This is a genomic window from Nocardia veterana NBRC 100344 (assembly GCF_000308855.1).
Classification (GTDB): Bacteria; Actinomycetota; Actinomycetes; order Mycobacteriales; family Mycobacteriaceae; genus Nocardia; species Nocardia veterana.
Map to the genome: position 1 here is coordinate 24,495 of NZ_BAGM01000210.1, position 16,199 is coordinate 40,693.

The following is a 16,199-nucleotide window of genomic DNA, read 5'->3' on the forward strand; positions in this document are numbered from 1 at the left end:
GCGCCGACGCTCGCGCCGGCGCCGACCCCGAATATCCGGGAGCGATCCGGCCCGCCCGCGATCGGTCCCGAGCCGGAACCACGGGAGGACGCGATGACCACCACGCACAGTACGGTGCTCGACCGGGCGGGGACGACCGTGCGGATCCGGACGCCCGGGGAAGTGTTCACGACCCCGGCGCCGACCGCACCGGCCTCGACACTGATCCCCCATGCGCCCGATTCCGGACCGCCGCGGCAGCTCAGCCACCTCGACCTGCACCTGCTCGACAGTGAAACCGCCACGGCGCCTTTGCATATCGGCGCGGTCATGCTGCTCGACTCGGCGGGAGCGGCCGGTGGCCCGCTGGCGGTGACCACGTTGCGGCGGCTGTTCGCGGCGCGGCTGCATCTGATCGCACCGCTGCGGCGCCGGGTGCGCGCGGTCCCGCTGGGCCTCGACGAGCCCTACTGGGAGGACTGCGACACCGTCGACCTCGGATATCACGTGCGGGCCGCGCGCCTGCCCGACGGTGCGAGCGATGCCGACCTCGCCGACTACGTCGCGCGCCGCCACGCTCAGCTCCTCGACCGATCCCGCCCGCTGTGGGAATGTCATCTCGTTTCCGGCTTGTCCGGTGGGCGCCAGGCCGTCTACACGAAAATCCACCACGCGGTGATCGACGGCGTATCCGCCGCGGAGGTCATGGCGGCCATCCTCGACGTCTCCGAAACTCCGACGGACACACCGCCACCGGCCACCGGGGTGCGCCGCGACCGCACCCCCTCGCTCGTGGAGATGGTGGCGCGCAGCTCCGGCAACGCGATGGCCAGGCAGTCGGCGCGTGCTCGCGCGGTCCGGCACGCGGTTCCGGCGCTCCTGCACCACCGCGACGAGTTCCGCGCCAAACACCCCGATGTTCCGTTCAACGGGCCGCTGAGCGCCTCCCGCAGCGTGGCCTACACGTCCCTGCCGCTCGACGCCGTGAAAGCCGTCAAGCGGTCGATCGACGGCACCGTCAACGACGTCGTGATGGCGCTGTGCACCTCCGCGCTGCGCAGCTGGATGCTCGATCGCGAACTCCCGGCCACCCGGCCGCTGCTGGCCGCGATTCCGGTCTCCGTGCGCACCCCGGAGCAGTTCGGCAGTGCGGGAAACCAGTTCTCACTCATGCTTTCTCGGCTGCCGATCGACGAGAGCGATCCGCGCGCCCGGCTGACGATGCTGCACCACAACCTGGTCCTCGCCAAGGAGCGGTTCCGGCAGCAGCCACCGACCCTGCTGCACGAGCTCACCGCGCTGCTGACCCCGGCCCTGCACGGACTGCCGACCCGCGCCCTGCTCCGGGCGGCGGCACCCACCCTGCCCCTGGTCAACCTGATCGTGTCGAACGTTCCCGGACCGCAGTTCCCGCTGTACCTCGACGGAATTCGGGTGCTGGCCAGTTATCCGGTCTCCGTGCTGACCGAACTGTCCGGCGGTCTGAACATCACCGTGATGTCCTACGACGGGCACCTCGACTTCGGCATCCTGGGCTGTCCCGACGCCGTTCCCGACATCGGGGAGCTGACGACCCACCTGGGTGCGGCCCTGGCGGAGCTCCATCCGTAGGAGTCACGGCCGCGGCGACGAGTCGGCCGATCCGGACGTCAGCGCGCCGCCGCGATCACCGCGGCGAGTCCACCCGGGCGCATCAGGACGTCGCTGTCGCTGATCTGCTTGCCGCCGACATGGACGGTCGGCGTGGACGTCACGCCGCCGGCGAGCGCTTCCCTGGTCTTCGTCCGCAGATAGCCGTCGTAGGTGCGGTCGAGGATGCAGTGCGCCACAGTGTCTTCGGAATAGCCGGCCGCTGCCGCGATGGCCACGAGTTCGCGGTCGGTGAGCCCGGCGCCGCCCTCTTCGGGTTGGCGGGCGAACATCGCCGACAGCCACGACTGGTAGTGGTCCACCCCGGCATTCGCCACACAGAACGAGGCGTTGCCGGCGCGCGAGGAGTACTGCGTGGTGCTCGCTCGATCGAGGAAACTGATGACGCTGTATTCGACGACGGCGGTGCCGTCGCGAACCGCGCTCTCCAGAGCCGGCCCGTTGGCCGCTTCGAACATTTTGCAGGCGGGGCACTGGAGATCCATGACCACCCGGACGGTCACCTTCGCCTTCGGGTCACCGACTCGGACCGCACCGTCGGCCAGGACGTGATCGACGGTCGACGATCCGGTCGCCGCCGTGGCGGTGCCCGCGATCGGATCCGTCAGCGCACCGCGCGCCACCACACCGATTCCGATCGCGGCGGCAACGGCCAGCAGGACGACCACCGGGATCAGGACGGTCGGATATGGGCGGCGCGGCGCAGGCTGCGGCGCCGGCGGCCACCCGCCGGGATGGGCGTTCATCGAGGTTCCCCCGCTCGTCAGGATGTGTCCGCTCAGCCTATAGTGCGGCCGCTCCGCGGGCGCGGGCACCGAATTTCGGAGCACACTTGTACACTGACTCGAATGGTCGCCGCCGACCGGTGTCATCCTGAACACGGCCCATACGCAGTGCCGTAAGGAAAAGATCCCGGGCTGCATGCATGGAAACCCGCTCCGGTGGTATCCCCGATGCGACATCAGTGAGCATACGGTCGTACACAGAGTTGGGGCTGCCATGAACCTGTTGAAATGGAGCAAACGGCCCGCCGCCGATATCGACGCGCAGAAACCCGGCACGAATATCGTGCGCGGGTTGGTGGCGCGCGCGACCACCCCACTGCTTCCGGACGATTACCTGCGGCTGCTCAATCCGCTCTGGACGGCCCGCGAACTCCGGGGACGGGTCGTCGACGTCGTCAAGGAGACGCCCGATTCGGCCACCGTCACCATCCGCCCCGGCTGGGGTTTTCCGGCCACCTATCACCCCGGGCAATACGTCGGCATCGGCCTGCAGATCGACGGCCGCTGGCATTGGCGGTCGTATTCGCTCACCTCGATCGGCGGTGGCCGGGACAAAACCATCTCGATCACGGTCAAGGCCAACCCCGACGGCTTCCTGTCCACCCATCTGGTCGACGGCGTCGCCCCCGGCACCGTCATCCGGCTGGCCGCCCCGAAGGGCGATTTCCGCCTGCCCGAACCGGTTCCGGGCAAAATCCTGTTCGTCACCGCGGGCAGCGGGATCACCCCGGTGATCGCGATGCTGCGCGCGCTCGAGACCCGCGGGCAGAGCCCGGACATCTGCCACGTGCACGCCGCACCGACCCGCGACGACGTCATCTTCCTCGACGAAATGCGGACCCGCGCCGCCGAATGCCCCGACTACGAGCTCACCCTCCAACTCACCAGGGAGATGGGCAAATTCGACGTCGCGCGCCTCGACGAGTGGGTGCCCGACTGGCGGGAACGCGACTGCTGGGCCTGCGGGCCGCCGTCCTTGCTCGACGCGATGGAGTCCCATTACGAGGCCGGCGGCCTGCGCCACCGGCTGCACACCGAGCGATTCACCATCGCCCGCACCGACCACGGCGGCGAGGGCGGCACGGTGTATTTCGCGACATCGGGCAAGGAGACGGAAATCGACGGCGCCACAACCCTTCTGGAGGCGGGCGAACGCCTCGGCATCACGATGCCGTTCGGCTGCCGGATGGGGATCTGCCAGACCTGCGTGGTCCCGCTGGCCGGTGGATATGTCCGCGATCTCCGCACCGGGGCGGAGCGTCGCGAAGGAGAACGAATCCAGACGTGCATCAGCAGCGTGTCTGGTGAATGCACCCTCGAGATGTAGGAGACGAGATGGCCATCACCGATATCGATGCCTACGCACACCTGACCGCCGCGGACATCGAGGCACTGGGCGCCGAACTGGACACCATCCGCCGCGATGTCGAGGACTCACGCGGCGAGCGCGACGCCCGGTACGTCCACCGCACGATCGCGCTGCAGCGCGTCTTGGCCGCCGGCGGCCGGGCCACCCTCCTGTTCAGCAACCGCCGGATCGCCTGGTGTGCGGGGACCGCGATGCTCGCCCTGGCCAAGATCATCGAAAACATGGAGCTCGGGCACAATGTGATGCACGGCCAATGGGACTGGATGAACGATCCGGAGATCCACTCCTCGTCGTGGGAGTGGGACACCACCTGTCCGAGCGTGCAGTGGAAGCACTCCCACAATTTCGTCCACCACAAGTACACCAATGTCGTCGGCATGGACGACGACGTCGGCTACGGCATTCTGCGCGTCACCCGCGATCAGCGCTGGGAGTGGTGGAACATCGGGAACCCGGTCTACAACCTGATTCTGGCGACGGCGTTCGAATGGGGCGTCGCGCTGCATCACCTCGAGGTCGAAAAGATCCGCCGCGGGGACAAGACCTGGCGGCAGGCGCTGCGGGATCTACGCATCATCGGCACCAAGGTCGGCAAACAGGCCGCCAAGGACTATCTGATCTATCCGGCCCTGTCCGGGCGGAACTGGAAGACCACACTCACCGCCGACGCCACCGCCAACCTCATCCGCAACTACTGGGCCTATCTGGTGATCTTCTGCGGCCACTTCCCCGACGGCGCGGAGAAATTCACCACCGCCGAACTCGCTGAGGAGGATCAGCCGCGCTGGTATCTGCGACAGATGCTGGGCTCGGCCAACTTCCGGGCCGGACCGCTGATGCGCTTTCTGAGCGGCAACCTCAGCCACCAGATCGAGCACCACCTGTTCCCGGATCTACCGAGCAACCGCTACGAGGAGATCGCCGTCCGGGTCCGCGCGTTGTGCGACAAATACGATCTCCCGTACACGACCGGTTCGCTCGCCCGTCAATATCTGCAATCGTTTCGGACCATCGCGAAACTGGCCCTGCCCAATGCCCTGCTCGCCGCGACCGCCGACGATGCGCCGGAGACCGCCTCCGAGTTGCGTTTCGCGGTCCGAGCGGGGATGCAGGAGCATTTCGGGGTGGACCCGGCGACCGGTAAGCGCCGCGGGCTCCGCACCGCACTGCGCGAACTGAAGCGGGCGCCGATTCGGGCAGCCGCCTGAGTCCGAGGCACGGCCGGGCCGCTGCCGGGAGCAAGCAGCGGCCCGGATCGCGGGGGATCGCTCTCCCTCGGATCCGCGTCACGGCAGAACGGTCAGGCCCTTCGCGGTGAGCAGATACGACGGCGCCATCTCGGCGAGATCCGTTGCCGCCAAATCGAACAGGGCATCGCCGGCCACCGCGGGCGTGAGCGGGTCACCCAACCGCTCGATGTATTCCTCGACGGTGTGACCGGACCGCTCGGCATAGGCTCGCACCGCCGCGAGACCGAGGCCGGTGGCGGGCGTGAGCTGTGGCAGCACCGCGGTGAAACCGATGTCCAGACCGGCCCGGTGCGCCTCGTCCCGGGCGTAGCCGGTGATGAACCGCTGTGTCGCCTTCGCCCCCGCGTAACCACCGCTGAGCGGCGAGCCGTTCACGGCGGCGCCGCTGCTCACCACGATGACGCGGCCGCCCGGCGGCATCGGCGTCGTCAAGGCTTCGCGCAGCCAGTGGAAGGCGATGCGCACATCGGCATTCCAGTTCGCCGAGAACGATTCCCAGGTGTGGTGCTGCAGTGGTCGCATCAGTGGGGCCGCGCCCGCGACGAGGATCAGGATGTCCGGCCGGTACCGGTCGAGCAGCGTGCCCGGGACCGTCGGGTCGGTGGCGTCGGCCACCTCGGGTTCGATACCCGGTGTCTGCGCGGCGAGTTCGGTCAGTGCGGACGCCGTACGGGCCACCGCCACCACCGGTGCCCCGGCTCGGGCGAACGCCACCGCGACGCCGCGACCCAAACCTCGGCCGGCACCGACGACCATCGTGCGCTGCGCCGCGTTCATGCCGACACCGCCACTGCCCGCGCGGCCGCCGCGTTCGCCCGCTCCAGCGCCTTCACGATGCCATCCGCCCAGCCGGATGCGAGCGTCGCCGACATCGGGTCGGGGAAGATCTCCTCCTGCCCGCTCGCGACCCCGTCCAGAATCGCTCCGGCCACCGCCGCGGGTTCGGCCTTGGGCAGGTCCCACTCGCGGATCATGTCGGTGTTCATCGGTCCGGGCAGTGCCGCGTGCACGCGTACGCCCTGTCCGGCCAACAGGAACCGCAGCGATTGGGTCAGCGAGAACGCGGCGGCTTTGGAGATGGCGTAGGCGGGTGTGACGGGCACGGTCGCCAACGCGGCCAGGGACAGGATATTGACGACCGCGCCGCGTGAGGTCCGCAGTCGCGGCAGGAAGGCCTGCGTCACGCGATAGGTCCCGAACAGGTTGACCGCCAGGTGGTTCTCGACGACGGCCGGGTCGGTGAGCTCATCGACGGTGCACACACCGGCGTTGTTGACCAGTACGTCGAGCCCGTCGACCGCGGCGGCCGCGGTCCGGATCTGCTCGGGGTCGGTGACGTCCAGCCGCACCGGGACGACGCGGCGATCGGGATGGTCGACAGGCCGGCGGGCCGCGGCGTACACGCGCTGCGCGCCGCGGTCGAGTGCCGCGTCCACCAGGGCGTGCCCGAGGCCGCGGTTGGCGCCGGTGATCAGGACGGACTGTCCGGCGAGCGTGGTTGTGTGAGTCATTGATCGTTCCTTACGGGGAAGTTCTGGCTGTGCACCTGTGTGACGCACGCGCACCCGGTCTGTCATCGCCGCCGGCGTGTCACCGCGGCGAGGATCAGCGGGCCCGGCCCCGGATTGAACAGCCGGCGCACCGGCACGGCGGACGGTGCGAGCACCGCCCCGGCGGCGAACCGGACCCGGCGGCCACTACGACATTCCAACTCCAGTTCGCCGGCGGCCACCACGACCAGAGCGTCGGCCCAGTCACCGGTTTCGTAGTCGAGCTCCTCCCCCGGCCGCAGGACCAGGGTCCAGCGCCGAATCCGCCGCGTGTCCATCAGTCCGGCAACGGAAGTTCGGCCGGTAAGGCGAACGCGGCGAACAACTCCGGCTGCTGGAACAGGGCGATCTCGGTGAGTGCGGCACCCTCGACGGTGAGGACGCCGATGGCGAATGCGGCGAAGGCGTGGGCACCCGGTGCACGCCAGTAGAGGCCGAAGGCCGGTTGCCGGTTGGCACCGGTGGGCCGCAGCCGCCAACCACTGCCCATATCTCCGAACACGTGGTCGGTGAAGAACGTGGCGATATCGCGGCGGCCGGCGAACCAGACCGTGCCCGGCGGCATGATCAACTTCGCGTCCGCCCGCAGCAATTCGACCAGCGCGGCCGGGTCGGCACTTTCCCAGGCGCTGATCAACCGCGTCAGGGCGCGGGGCTCCGCGGCGGTCGGCACCGGCCGCCACCGGGTGCGTTCCGGCGGGAGATGGTCGGCCAATGCGGCATGCGCTCGCTGCAGCGCACTGTTGACGGCCGCTCGACTGATCCCCAGCGCGGCAGCCGTATCGGCGACCGACCAGTCCAACGTATCCCGCAGGATCAGGACGGCACGTTGCCGCGCGGGCAGCCGCTGGATCGCCGCCAGGAAAGCCAGCTCGATGGTCTCCCGCGCGGTGACCACCGCCTCCGGCTCCTCCTGCGCCGCGGCGGCCGGCTCCAGCAGGCGGTCCGGATAGGGCTGCAACCACGGCACATCCACCGCGGCCAGCCGGTAGCGCCGCGGATCGGCGGGACCGGCGAGATCGCTCGGCCAGGCCCGCGCCTTGCGGCGCCGCAGCGCGTCCAGGCACGCATGGGTCGCGATTCCGTACACCCATGCGCGCAGAGAGGAGCGGCCCTCGTAGGAACCCAGCCGAGCCCAGGCCCGGACCAACGTCTCCTGTACCGCGTCCTCGGCGTCCTCGACCGAGCCCAGCATGCGGTAGCAATGCACCTGCAGCTCGTGTCGCATCGGCTCGACCAGGCGCGCGAACGACGGCTCGTCACCGGCGCGCGCCGCCTCCACCAGCTGATCCATATCTGTATGACGCGCTCACACCCGATCAGTCATCGGTGCGCCGGCATCCGCTCCCGAATCGGGGGCGCACTCAGGTCGCCAGAAACGTCCGGATGGCCTCGTCGGCGGGCAACCGGTTGGCGCCGACGGAGACATCGATGGTCGGATACGCCCGGCGCACCCGATCGGCCACGGTGGCGAGCCGCTCGGCGACCACGGACGGATCGCGCAGCGCCGCCTGCCCCACACCCTCGAAGCCGGGAAATCCGTCGGCAACCAGCGTGACGTCCGGGTCGGCGATGATGGTGTCGTAGGTCTGGAATTCCACACTGAGGATCTTCGACGTCTCCACCCGGCCCGGCGTCGTGAACACCCGGTCGCTGACGCCCGGCACGAAGGCGGCCGCCGAATGCCCCTCCGCCACCATCGGATTCACGCTGATCCGACCGGCATCGATGCCCAGGACCATCCCCGCCGGATGGAAACGCATCGCACCGTCGCGCACGTCCGTCCAGCTCGTGATCGTTCCGTACACCCCCGCGATATCGCTACCGTCGGTCAGGTAGACGACATCTCCGGCAGTACTGTGCGATGCCGTGCGAATGTAGCCTTCCGCGGTCGCGACGTCTCGCTCTCCGAACGCCTTGGGAAATACCTGGTCGACCTGCCACAGCCGGGCGCCGTTGTAGAACCGGTCCGGGGATCCGGGCTCCGGTAACGTCGCAATGGAGGGCGGGGCACCGGCGTCCTCCAGGTCTCGGCGAAAACCTTTGTCGGCGTTCGAAAGTCGGCGAGCCGCATCGCCGGACAGCTGCCCGATCGGCCGTAACCCGTATTCCGCATCGGCTTTCGCGACACCGCCGAGCGCCGTGCTGAGCTCTCGGGCGGCCTGCACGACCGCCCGGGCGATCGCTTCGGATCGGTTCAGCGCAACAGCGACCTCGGGTCGCCGGCCGATCGAGCCGGACATGCCCGAGAGCGTAGCGAGCGGGGAATCTCCTCCCCCCATTGAGAATCCGCCCCGGCCGACGGTCGGCGGCGGCCACGATCACGCCCTCGGCGATCAGCTCTGCGCGGCCGCCGCCTCGATCACCGCGGCCACGGCGGCCGGCTGGGAGACGAGTGCGACATGGGAGGCCTGCACCTCACTGGTGTGGGCGCCCATTCGTTCGGCCGTGAATCGTTGTGCCGCAGGTGGAATCACGGTGTCGTCGGCGGACACCAGGTACCAGCTGGGCGTGTGCGACCAGGCGGGTGGCCCGGAGGGCTCCAGATTCGCCGACACCGCGAGCGATTTCTGGTGCGCCAGCATGGTGGCCGCGGTGGCGTCGCTGACGTCGGGCGCGAAGACCTGATGGAACGACGCGTCGGCGATATAGGCGTCGACGTTGCGGCCGACGAGAGTGGTCCGGTCGTCGACGACCTTCAGCTGCAGCGCGGGCGGCAGCAGCAGGCTGCCGGGAAAGCGGATCGGATCCAGGGCGAGGGCGACCGGCTCACCCTGGGCGGGGCCGAAGGCCGCCACGTAGACCAATGCCCGCACGTTCGGGTTGTCGATCTGGGTGATCACCGCACCGCCGTAGGAATGGCCGACGAGCACCACCGGCCCGGAGATCCCGGCCAGCGTCTTCTCGATCGCCGCCGCATCGTGGGCCGGGCCGCGCAGCGGGTTCTCCGGGACGACGACCGGGAATCCGTGCCCGCGCAACGTATCGGCGACCCCGTCCCAGCTGGTGGTGTCGGCGAAGGCGCCGTGAACCAGCACGATGGTCGGCATCGCGGCGGCATTGGCCGGCCCGAGCACGGCGACCACGAAGCCGGCGATCAAGGCGAAGACGACCGAGACTGCTCGCACCGAACGGGCGATTCGCATAGCCGATCCCTTCGTTCGCTGCGCCGGTCGGCGCGGACGCGAGGACCGGCTACTGGTCAGCAAAGGTGGTCTGGGTGCGACGATAGCGCGGCCGGGGCCCGGTGGGGGCCGATCGGAAAAGATCCACGGCCCGCGATTCCGGAGTCGTACGCGATAAAATGCATCATGTCTCGCCGTCTCATCCCGGGGTGACCAGCTCATGGGCGCTCGACCGGAAAGCGATGCCACCGCCGCCTTCGATCCGGCGGTGCACACGGCGCCGCATCCCGTCGGTGCCGAGCAGCTCACCGGTACGGCGACCGAGCCCCCGGCGCGGATCGCCGGCGACGACCTCGAACCCGGCGACCGGATCGATGATTTCGATCTCCTCCTCGAACTCGGGCACGGCGCCTTCGCCAAGGTTTTCCTGGCGCGGCAGCGGTCGATGCAGCGCCTGGTGGCGGTGAAGATCTCCGCCGACCACGGCACCGAACCCCAGACTCTCGCCCAGTTGGATCACGAATCCATCGTCCGGGTGTACGACCAGCGCGTGCTGCCGGACCGGGGCTTGAAACTGCTGTACATGCAGTACGTTCCGGGCGGGACGCTGGCAGCGGTATTGCGCCGGGTGCGCGCGACGGCGCCGGAGCGCCGCACCGGTCGGCTACTGCTGGACGCCGTCGACGAGGCGCTGGCGGACAAGGGCGAGATCCCCACCTCCAATACCCGGGCGCGCGAGGACATCGCGAACCTGTCCTGGCCCGAGGCGGTGGCCTGGCTCGGTCGCCGGCTCGCCGAAGCGCTCGACTACGCCGACCGCCGCGGGGTGCTGCACCGCGACATCAAACCGGCGAATGTGCTGCTGTCGGCCGACGCCGCACCGAAGCTGGCCGATTTCAACATCAGCTTCAGCGACCACGTCGCGGGCAGCAGTCCGGTGGCGTACTTCGGGGGCTCACTCGCCTATATGTCACCCGAACATCTCGAGGCGAGTCATCCGCAGCTCCCGGGCACGGTGAACGACCTCGACACCCGCAGCGACATCTACGCGCTCGGAGTCATGCTCTGGGAGCTGCTGACCGGACGGCGACCGTTTCCGCCCGTCGAGGCGAAGGACGCACAGGGCTCGGTCGAGCAGTTGCTGGAACTGCGCCGCCGGCCGATCTCGCCGCGGTATCTGGCCGACCTGCCGCCCGATTGCCCGGCCTCGCTGTGCCGTGTCCTGAAAACCTGCCTCGAACCCCGGCGCGCCGATCGCTGGGCCAACGGCGCGGAACTCGCCCAGCAATTCGAACTCTGCCTGGACCCCCGGGCCCGGGACCTGGTCGACCCGCCACCGGGCCGGCGCCGGCCCAGTGGGCCGCTGTGGCCGATACCGATTCTCGCGATCGCGATCGCCGTCCCGAATCTGGCCGCGGCCGGATACAACTACTACTACAACAAGACGCTGATCGTCGGAAAGCTCACGCCCGAGGTCCAGCGGTCCTTCCACGATGTCGCTCGGGTGCTGTATCCCCTGGCCATCGTGGTGGCCACCGCGCTGATCCTCTACACCGCACGCCATCTCATCCGGGTATCCATCGGACTGCACACCGGGCGCGACTACCCCGACGCCACCCTCGCCGGCGCCCGGATCGACGCCTTACGACTCGGAAATCGGGTCGCCGGCATCGCTTTCGTGTTCTGGGTGCTGGGCGGTGTGGTGTTCCCGGTGATGCTCAACATCGTCGCCGGAGGGGTGCCGCGCGGCACCTACACCCATTTCCTGTTGTCCCTGGTCGTCTGCGGGGCGGTGGCGCTGGCCTATCCGTACTTCGCGATCACCTGGTATGTGGTGCGGTTCCTGTATCCGGTCTTCCTGGTCCACGGGCGCTCCGATGCCGCCGATGTCGTCCACCTGCGTCGCCTGGCCCAGCACACCGGCCGCTACCTCACCGTCGCCGCGGCGGTACCGCTGGTCGGGGTTACCGGTATCTCGTTCCTGCCCGCCTCCGATATCGAATCCGTGGTGTGGGCCGTCCGTGTCCTGTGTGTCGGCGGCATCGTCGGATTCGTTCTCGCGTATGTGCTCTACGGCGTGATCGAACAGGATCTCCAAGCATTCGAGCGCATCGCCGCCGCCTCCGATACCGACGACGACCATCGGTAGGCCGACCGCACGAGCTGTTGCGGAGCGGGCGGTGTTGCCGGAAAGTATCGCGTTGTGAAAACGCTCGGGGAGGGCCGTGGTACGCGGCGGATGTGGGTACCGCGGGCCGCGGAGGACGGCCGGCTCGTGCCCGCGGTCGGCGTGGATGCGTTGCTGGCGGTGGGTGTCGCCGTCACCCTGACGGTAGTCCTTCGCCATCCGCTCGGCGACCCGCTGTTCGTCCCGATGCTGGTCGGCGCCACGGTCGGCACGTCGCTGGTCAACCATGTCGCCGGGACAGGGATTTTCGGCGGCAGCGTCGGCAAACTCCTTCTCGGGCTCCGCGTCGTCCGGGCGGACGACGGCGGTCGCCCCGGGCTCGCCCGGTTGGTCGGACGGTGGTTGCTCGGTTATGTGATCGTCGCCCTGTTCGCCCTCGCGGAGGACGGCGGCGGCATCGGCGAAGCATTCGGTCTGCGCGTCGTGCGACGCGCCGACCTGCGGCGCCACCACTAGACGAATCGGATATCGGTTCGGCCGCAGACATTTTCGCCGCCCGCTTCGCGGTGCCGGCCGGAGCGAAGTGTGTCACACTTTTCGGCATCGACTTCATCGCCCGAGGGGTGGATATGCGCGTCGTGCCGGTCGTGCTGGTGATCGCGGTCTGTTGGTGCGCTGCCGCCTGCGGGCCGGATGATTCCGTTCCCGATCGGGCCACAACCGTCCCTTCGACGAATTCCTTTGCGACGGTGGCGAGTCCACCGTCCACGGCGGCGAACGACACGTATTCCGATTCGCCGCCGACGAGATCGAGCGAACCACCCGGCCGGCCGTACACCGCCGGCAACGTCCCGCCGAGCGTCCCGCCCGCCATCGACAACGGGGACGGCCTGCCGCCGACCGCGGTGATCTCCCCCGGCGAGCCCCTCACCGGCGCGGGAATTCCGACCTCGATCACCCCGCTCCCGGCACCCACCACCTCCGCGCCGTCGTCACCGCTCGCCCCGTCGGCCCCGGTCACGGGACCCACACCGACGCAATGACTTCCGCGACGACAGGTGATTCCGCGGCCCTGCAGCGCGCCGTCTCGGTCGCGGTCGCCGTCTCCCAAGCCACGCTGACCGCTGCCGTCCTGTACTACTTCGGCCTCACCTACACCCGGTCGTGGTACGCCCATTTCGGTGTGGACGCACGATTTCTGGACCTCGGCGTCTCGGACTACGTGGTCAGAAGTATCAACGGCGCCTTCTTTCCCGTCGTGCTCGCCGGGCTGCTCGTGCTGGGCCTCGTCGCAGCACGGCGAATACCCATCGTCGTCGCCGCCCGGACCCGCCGGCCGCGGCGAGTACTGCGACTGTGGTGCGCAGCGGTCACCGGCACCGCCGCCGCGCTCGGTGGCGTCGTGGCGATCGGTGTGACGATCCGCGGCGAGCTGCCGCAGGCGATGAGCGTGGTGTTGCCGTTGCTGCTACTCACCACGGTGGGGCTGATCGGATACCGGCTGCACCTGCGCAGCAGCTACCCCGCTCTACTACAGCGCGGCCGGCGTAGGCGCCGGCCGCGATGCCCGCGCCACGGAGGAACACGGGTTCCCGGACCGTCCGGTGGCGGTGATCTTCAGTGTCGACCGGCTCGCCATCGGAGGCGGCGGCTCTCGGGTCGACGTCATCACCACCCCCGGTGAGAAGTACCGCTTCCAGTACAGCGGCCTTCTCCTGCTCGCCCGCGCCAACGACAAATACATCCTCGTTCCGCACCAGTGGCGGACCCGGCATCGTGACCGCGTCTTCGTCGTGAATACCGGTGACACGCTCCGCATCGACCTCGCACCCCATCCCTGACCCGGGGTGCACCGGGTTGGTCGGTCAGGACAGCAGCGGACCCTCCGCCCAGCGGTACAGATGGGCGATGTCCGGTTCGACGATGGAGTCCGGCATTTCCGGGTCGAACCAACGGTCGACGCAGGTCCAGTGATACGGATGCAGGAGGTAGTCGCCGTTGAGCCCCTCCAGGTCGACGAATTCCTGTTCCCAGGCATGGGTCCAGTGCTGGTGCTCCGCGTGGCTGAGGGTCCACGATCCGATCGATGCGATGTGGCCGGGCATCGCGACCAATTCGGCCTCGAAGCGACGCACCACCTCGGCGGCGGTGCCGGGCCGCACCCGCAACAGCAGCGTGCGCTTGATTCGCTTCCCGGGCAACGTGACTCGCGCACCGGCGAGGCGGGTCAGCGCGACCGCGTCGGCCGCGGCGGGGCGCTGTGGCCAGGCCGCGCCGATATCGTCACAGACCAGGTCCCAGCTCATTCCGAGACCACCGACGCTGCCCGGCAGATCGTCTCCGCCCGAGGCCCCGGACGGGCCGGCGACACCCGCCGGCGTGCGAACCACCCAGCGCCCCATCACCGCACCTCCGCCAGCACTCGGCGCGTTCGCGAAACCGCGAGCGAATCGGTCCATCGCCAGAACCGGCTCACCCCGTCGTCGGCGCCGGCCGCCGCGCGCATCCGATAGAACTCGTAGATCCCCGGCAGTTCCCACTGGATCAGGACCGTCATCGTCTCCGCCGAGGTGAAGCGCCGCCACTGCCCGGCCACTCGCATCCCCCGCTCGCCCGCGCCGGGTAGGTAGTCGGCGCGCCACCGCGAGGTCCACTCGTCGACGCGGTCGCTGGGCATCGCGATCTCGTCGATCACGGTCACCGTGCCGGTCACAGCTTGCTCACCACCTCGTCGCGGTAGCGAGCGATATATCCCGGCAGGGCGGCGATCCCGGCGGTGAACAACGACTCCGGCCCGAACAGCGGCGGGTTCACCACCAGTCGCGACGCCCCCGCCTCCGTATAGCCGCGGACGAATTCGACGTCGAATTCCCGTGCCGGGTCGCAGGACCCGGGCCACGCGGTCAACTCGACCGCGCTCTCGGCGCGCCCGGCGGCGCGCGCATGGGCCCGGACCTCGTCGGCCCGCGCGGCGAAATCGGCCGGCGTGATGGTGTAGGGGAACCAGCCGTCGCCGAGGCGACCGGCGCGCCGCGCCGCGAGCGCGCTGTTGCCGCCCAAGACGATCGGGATCGCCCCCTTCGCCGGCCGCGGTTCGCAGTAGACACGGTCGAACCGCACATGATGGCCCGAAAAGCTCGCCGGAGCATCGGCCCACAGCGCGCGCATCGCGCCGATCCCGTCCTCGAGGCGCGCGCCCCGATCGGCGAACGGCACCCCGATCGCCGCGTATTCCTCTCGCTGCCAACCGATTCCGAGACCGAGCAGCAGCCGGTCACCCGAATGCAACGCGATCGTGGCGGCACGTTTGGCCAGCACGACCGGACTGTGCAGCGGCGCGACGATCATGGCGGTCCCGAACCGCAGCGTGCGCGTGGACCCGGCCAGGAACGCGATCGTCTCGAGCGGATCGGTCATCGGCGCCCCGTGCTCGGCGCCGGGCATTTTCCCGTCGGGCGAATACGGATAGTGCGGCTCGTAATCGTCGGCGACGACGACATGTTCGACCGCCCACACCGACTCGACGCCGCATTCTTCCAGCGTCCCCGCCAGATCTTGCAGAAATCCGCCGGAACCGATCATTCCGTCCACATAGGGCAGCACCATGCCGATCCGAGTCATGCGAGCCAGCATCATTCGTGATCGCGACCACACCCATCGCCGGTCCCGGTCACCAGGACACTGTCTCCACCCAGCGAACCCGCGGCGCGAAAACCGGCACGCAAATCCGCGGCGCCGTCACCGGCCGCGACCATCGTCTCGCAGCGATGCCGGGTTCGGGCACACTGGGCGGATGGCACGTTCCGCTGCACCCCGGCCCACCCCCGCCGATCTGGCCGCGGCGGCGGGCCGGACCATTCCCGATCTGCTGGCCCCGGATCTGACCGTACTGTTCTGCGGTATCAATCCGGGGCTGTGGTCGGGGGCGACCGGCCACCATTTCGCCCGCCCGGGAAATCGCTTCTGGCCCGCGCTGTTCCGGTCCGGATTCACGCCGCGGCTGTTACGTCCCGACGAGCAGGACGAACTACCGGCGCTCGGCCTGGGAATCACCAACGTGGCCGCGCGCACCACGGCGAGAGCCGACGAACTGACCGCCGAGGAATTGCGCGCGGGCGGCCGCGCGCTCGTCGAGAAGGTGCGCAGTTACCGGCCGCGGGTACTGGCCGTGCTGGGCCTGGGTGCGTACCGCACCGCGTTTGGCCGACCGCGGACCACCGTCGGCCGCCGATCCGAGACCATCGGCAGCACCGACATCTGGGTACTGCCCAACCCCAGCGGCCTCAACGCCCACTACTCGCTCGACGCCCTGGCCGCCGAATTCCGAAAGCTGCGTGCCGCAACGGGATCGGAGTGAGGGCCG

At 69.3% G+C, this 16,199-nt stretch carries 18 protein-coding genes; 8 read left to right on the forward strand and 10 right to left on the reverse strand.

Features of this window, described 5'->3' with window-relative positions:
* The first annotated feature begins 93 nt into the window (after positions 1-93).
* Positions 94-1,590, forward strand: coding sequence for a WS/DGAT/MGAT family O-acyltransferase (locus ON37_RS30330; protein WP_083893410.1), 1,497 nt, complete (start codon positions 94-96; stop codon positions 1,588-1,590).
* A gap of 38 nt (positions 1,591-1,628) precedes the next feature.
* On the opposite strand, the gene ON37_RS30335 is transcribed toward ON37_RS30330, so the two are convergent.
* Complete coding sequence (locus tag ON37_RS30335; RefSeq protein ID WP_040724578.1) at positions 1,629-2,375, reverse strand: DsbA family protein; 747 nt, start codon at positions 2,373-2,375, stop codon at positions 1,629-1,631.
* 253 nt (positions 2,376-2,628) lie between these two features.
* Here ON37_RS30335 and ON37_RS30340 point away from each other — a divergent pair, with 253 nt between their 5' ends.
* Entirely contained in the window at positions 2,629-3,741 is a 1,113-nt protein-coding gene (locus tag ON37_RS30340) for a ferredoxin reductase (RefSeq protein ID WP_040724479.1), read from the forward strand.
* Positions 3,742-3,749: 8 nt separating this feature from the next.
* Positions 3,750-4,991, forward strand: a complete 1,242-nt coding sequence (locus tag ON37_RS30345; protein ID WP_040724480.1) for a fatty acid desaturase family protein — start codon at positions 3,750-3,752, stop codon at positions 4,989-4,991.
* A 78-nt stretch (positions 4,992-5,069) separates the two neighbouring features.
* On the opposite strand, the gene ON37_RS30350 is transcribed toward ON37_RS30345, so the two are convergent.
* From ON37_RS30350 to ON37_RS30375, 6 genes are all read right to left on the reverse strand, one after another.
* On the reverse strand, positions 5,070-5,810 hold the full coding sequence (locus ON37_RS30350; protein WP_040724482.1) for an SDR family oxidoreductase: 741 nt from the start codon (positions 5,808-5,810) through the stop codon (positions 5,070-5,072).
* Entirely contained in the window at positions 5,807-6,544 is a 738-nt protein-coding gene (locus ON37_RS30355; RefSeq protein ID WP_040724485.1) for an SDR family NAD(P)-dependent oxidoreductase, read from the reverse strand. The genes ON37_RS30350 and ON37_RS30355 overlap by 4 nt, the downstream gene beginning before the upstream one ends.
* A 62-nt stretch (positions 6,545-6,606) precedes the next feature.
* Positions 6,607-6,861, reverse strand: a complete 255-nt coding sequence (locus tag ON37_RS30360) for a hypothetical protein (RefSeq protein ID WP_051032331.1) — start codon at positions 6,859-6,861, stop codon at positions 6,607-6,609.
* The gene (locus ON37_RS30365) at positions 6,861-7,877 is read right to left on the reverse strand and encodes an RNA polymerase subunit sigma-70 (RefSeq protein ID WP_051032332.1); all 1,017 of its coding nucleotides are present in this window, start codon (positions 7,875-7,877) and stop codon (positions 6,861-6,863) included. The genes ON37_RS30360 and ON37_RS30365 overlap by 1 nt, the downstream gene beginning before the upstream one ends.
* Before the next feature lie 70 nt (positions 7,878-7,947).
* Positions 7,948-8,826 (reverse strand): hypothetical protein, encoded by an 879-nt coding sequence (locus ON37_RS30370; RefSeq protein WP_040724487.1) that lies wholly within the window; start codon positions 8,824-8,826, stop codon positions 7,948-7,950.
* A 93-nt stretch (positions 8,827-8,919) separates the two neighbouring features.
* A complete protein-coding gene (locus ON37_RS30375; protein ID WP_040724490.1) occupies positions 8,920-9,729 on the reverse strand; it encodes an alpha/beta fold hydrolase in 810 nt (269 codons plus the stop codon).
* Positions 9,730-9,928: 199 nt separating this feature from the next.
* Between ON37_RS30375 and ON37_RS30380 the strand changes: the two genes are divergently transcribed.
* The 4 genes from ON37_RS30380 (at position 9,929) to ON37_RS30395 (ending at position 13,520) form a co-directional block, all read left to right on the forward strand.
* Positions 9,929-11,857, forward strand: coding sequence for a serine/threonine-protein kinase (locus ON37_RS30380; RefSeq protein ID WP_051032333.1), 1,929 nt, complete (start codon positions 9,929-9,931; stop codon positions 11,855-11,857).
* A gap of 54 nt (positions 11,858-11,911) precedes the next feature.
* Positions 11,912-12,352: an RDD family protein gene (locus ON37_RS30385; RefSeq protein ID WP_157171709.1), complete on the forward strand. Its 441-nt coding sequence runs from the start codon at positions 11,912-11,914 to the stop codon at positions 12,350-12,352.
* Between the two features lie 113 nt (positions 12,353-12,465).
* The gene (locus ON37_RS33385) at positions 12,466-12,879 is read left to right on the forward strand and encodes a hypothetical protein (RefSeq protein WP_168441290.1); all 414 of its coding nucleotides are present in this window, start codon (positions 12,466-12,468) and stop codon (positions 12,877-12,879) included.
* A complete protein-coding gene (locus tag ON37_RS30395) occupies positions 12,876-13,520 on the forward strand; it encodes a hypothetical protein (protein ID WP_040724494.1) in 645 nt (214 codons plus the stop codon). The genes ON37_RS33385 and ON37_RS30395 overlap by 4 nt, the downstream gene beginning before the upstream one ends.
* Positions 13,521-13,701: 181 nt before the next feature.
* Here ON37_RS30395 and ON37_RS31410 read toward each other — a convergent pair whose 3' ends face one another.
* From ON37_RS31410 to ON37_RS30415, 3 genes are read right to left on the reverse strand one after another with little or no spacing between them, the layout of a single operon-like run.
* On the reverse strand, positions 13,702-14,238 hold the full coding sequence (locus tag ON37_RS31410; RefSeq protein WP_051032335.1) for a Dabb family protein: 537 nt from the start codon (positions 14,236-14,238) through the stop codon (positions 13,702-13,704).
* Positions 14,238-14,549, reverse strand: a complete 312-nt coding sequence (locus tag ON37_RS30410; RefSeq protein WP_040724497.1) for a hypothetical protein — start codon at positions 14,547-14,549, stop codon at positions 14,238-14,240. The genes ON37_RS31410 and ON37_RS30410 overlap by 1 nt, the downstream gene beginning before the upstream one ends.
* Entirely contained in the window at positions 14,546-15,457 is a 912-nt protein-coding gene (locus ON37_RS30415) for an LLM class F420-dependent oxidoreductase (protein WP_157171711.1), read from the reverse strand. Before ON37_RS30415 ends, ON37_RS30410 begins: the two co-directional genes overlap by 4 nt.
* Positions 15,458-15,629: 172 nt before the next feature.
* Here ON37_RS30415 and mug point away from each other — a divergent pair, with 172 nt between their 5' ends.
* Positions 15,630-16,193 carry a G/U mismatch-specific DNA glycosylase gene (mug, locus tag ON37_RS30420; RefSeq protein ID WP_040724499.1) on the forward strand — a complete coding sequence of 188 codons (564 nt, stop codon included), beginning with the start codon at positions 15,630-15,632 and terminating at the stop codon, positions 16,191-16,193.
* The last annotated feature ends 6 nt before the right edge of the window (positions 16,194-16,199 follow it).

Bases quoted from the DNA above. Each gene is read 5' to 3' on its own strand.
- ON37_RS30330 (WP_083893410.1), top strand. From the start codon at position 94: ATGACCACCACGCACAGTACGGTGCTCGACCGGGCGGGGACGACCGTG.
- ON37_RS30335 (WP_040724578.1), bottom strand. From the start codon at position 2,375: ATGAACGCCCATCCCGGCGGGTGGCCGCCGGCGCCGCAGCCTGCGCCG.
- ON37_RS30340 (WP_040724479.1), top strand. From the start codon at position 2,629: ATGAACCTGTTGAAATGGAGCAAACGGCCCGCCGCCGATATCGACGCG.
- ON37_RS30345 (WP_040724480.1), top strand. From the start codon at position 3,750: ATGGCCATCACCGATATCGATGCCTACGCACACCTGACCGCCGCGGAC.
- ON37_RS30350 (WP_040724482.1), bottom strand. From the start codon at position 5,810: ATGAACGCGGCGCAGCGCACGATGGTCGTCGGTGCCGGCCGAGGTTTG.
- ON37_RS30355 (WP_040724485.1), bottom strand. From the start codon at position 6,544: ATGACTCACACAACCACGCTCGCCGGACAGTCCGTCCTGATCACCGGC.
- ON37_RS30360 (WP_051032331.1), bottom strand. From the start codon at position 6,861: ATGGACACGCGGCGGATTCGGCGCTGGACCCTGGTCCTGCGGCCGGGG.
- ON37_RS30365 (WP_051032332.1), bottom strand. From the start codon at position 7,877: ATGGATCAGCTGGTGGAGGCGGCGCGCGCCGGTGACGAGCCGTCGTTC.
- ON37_RS30370 (WP_040724487.1), bottom strand. From the start codon at position 8,826: ATGTCCGGCTCGATCGGCCGGCGACCCGAGGTCGCTGTTGCGCTGAAC.
- ON37_RS30375 (WP_040724490.1), bottom strand. From the start codon at position 9,729: ATGCGAATCGCCCGTTCGGTGCGAGCAGTCTCGGTCGTCTTCGCCTTG.
- ON37_RS30380 (WP_051032333.1), top strand. From the start codon at position 9,929: ATGGGCGCTCGACCGGAAAGCGATGCCACCGCCGCCTTCGATCCGGCG.
- ON37_RS33385 (WP_168441290.1), top strand. From the start codon at position 12,466: ATGCGCGTCGTGCCGGTCGTGCTGGTGATCGCGGTCTGTTGGTGCGCT.
- ON37_RS30395 (WP_040724494.1), top strand. From the start codon at position 12,876: ATGACTTCCGCGACGACAGGTGATTCCGCGGCCCTGCAGCGCGCCGTC.
- ON37_RS31410 (WP_051032335.1), bottom strand. From the start codon at position 14,238: ATGGGGCGCTGGGTGGTTCGCACGCCGGCGGGTGTCGCCGGCCCGTCC.
- ON37_RS30415 (WP_157171711.1), bottom strand. From the start codon at position 15,457: ATGACTCGGATCGGCATGGTGCTGCCCTATGTGGACGGAATGATCGGT.
- mug (WP_040724499.1), top strand. From the start codon at position 15,630: ATGGCACGTTCCGCTGCACCCCGGCCCACCCCCGCCGATCTGGCCGCG.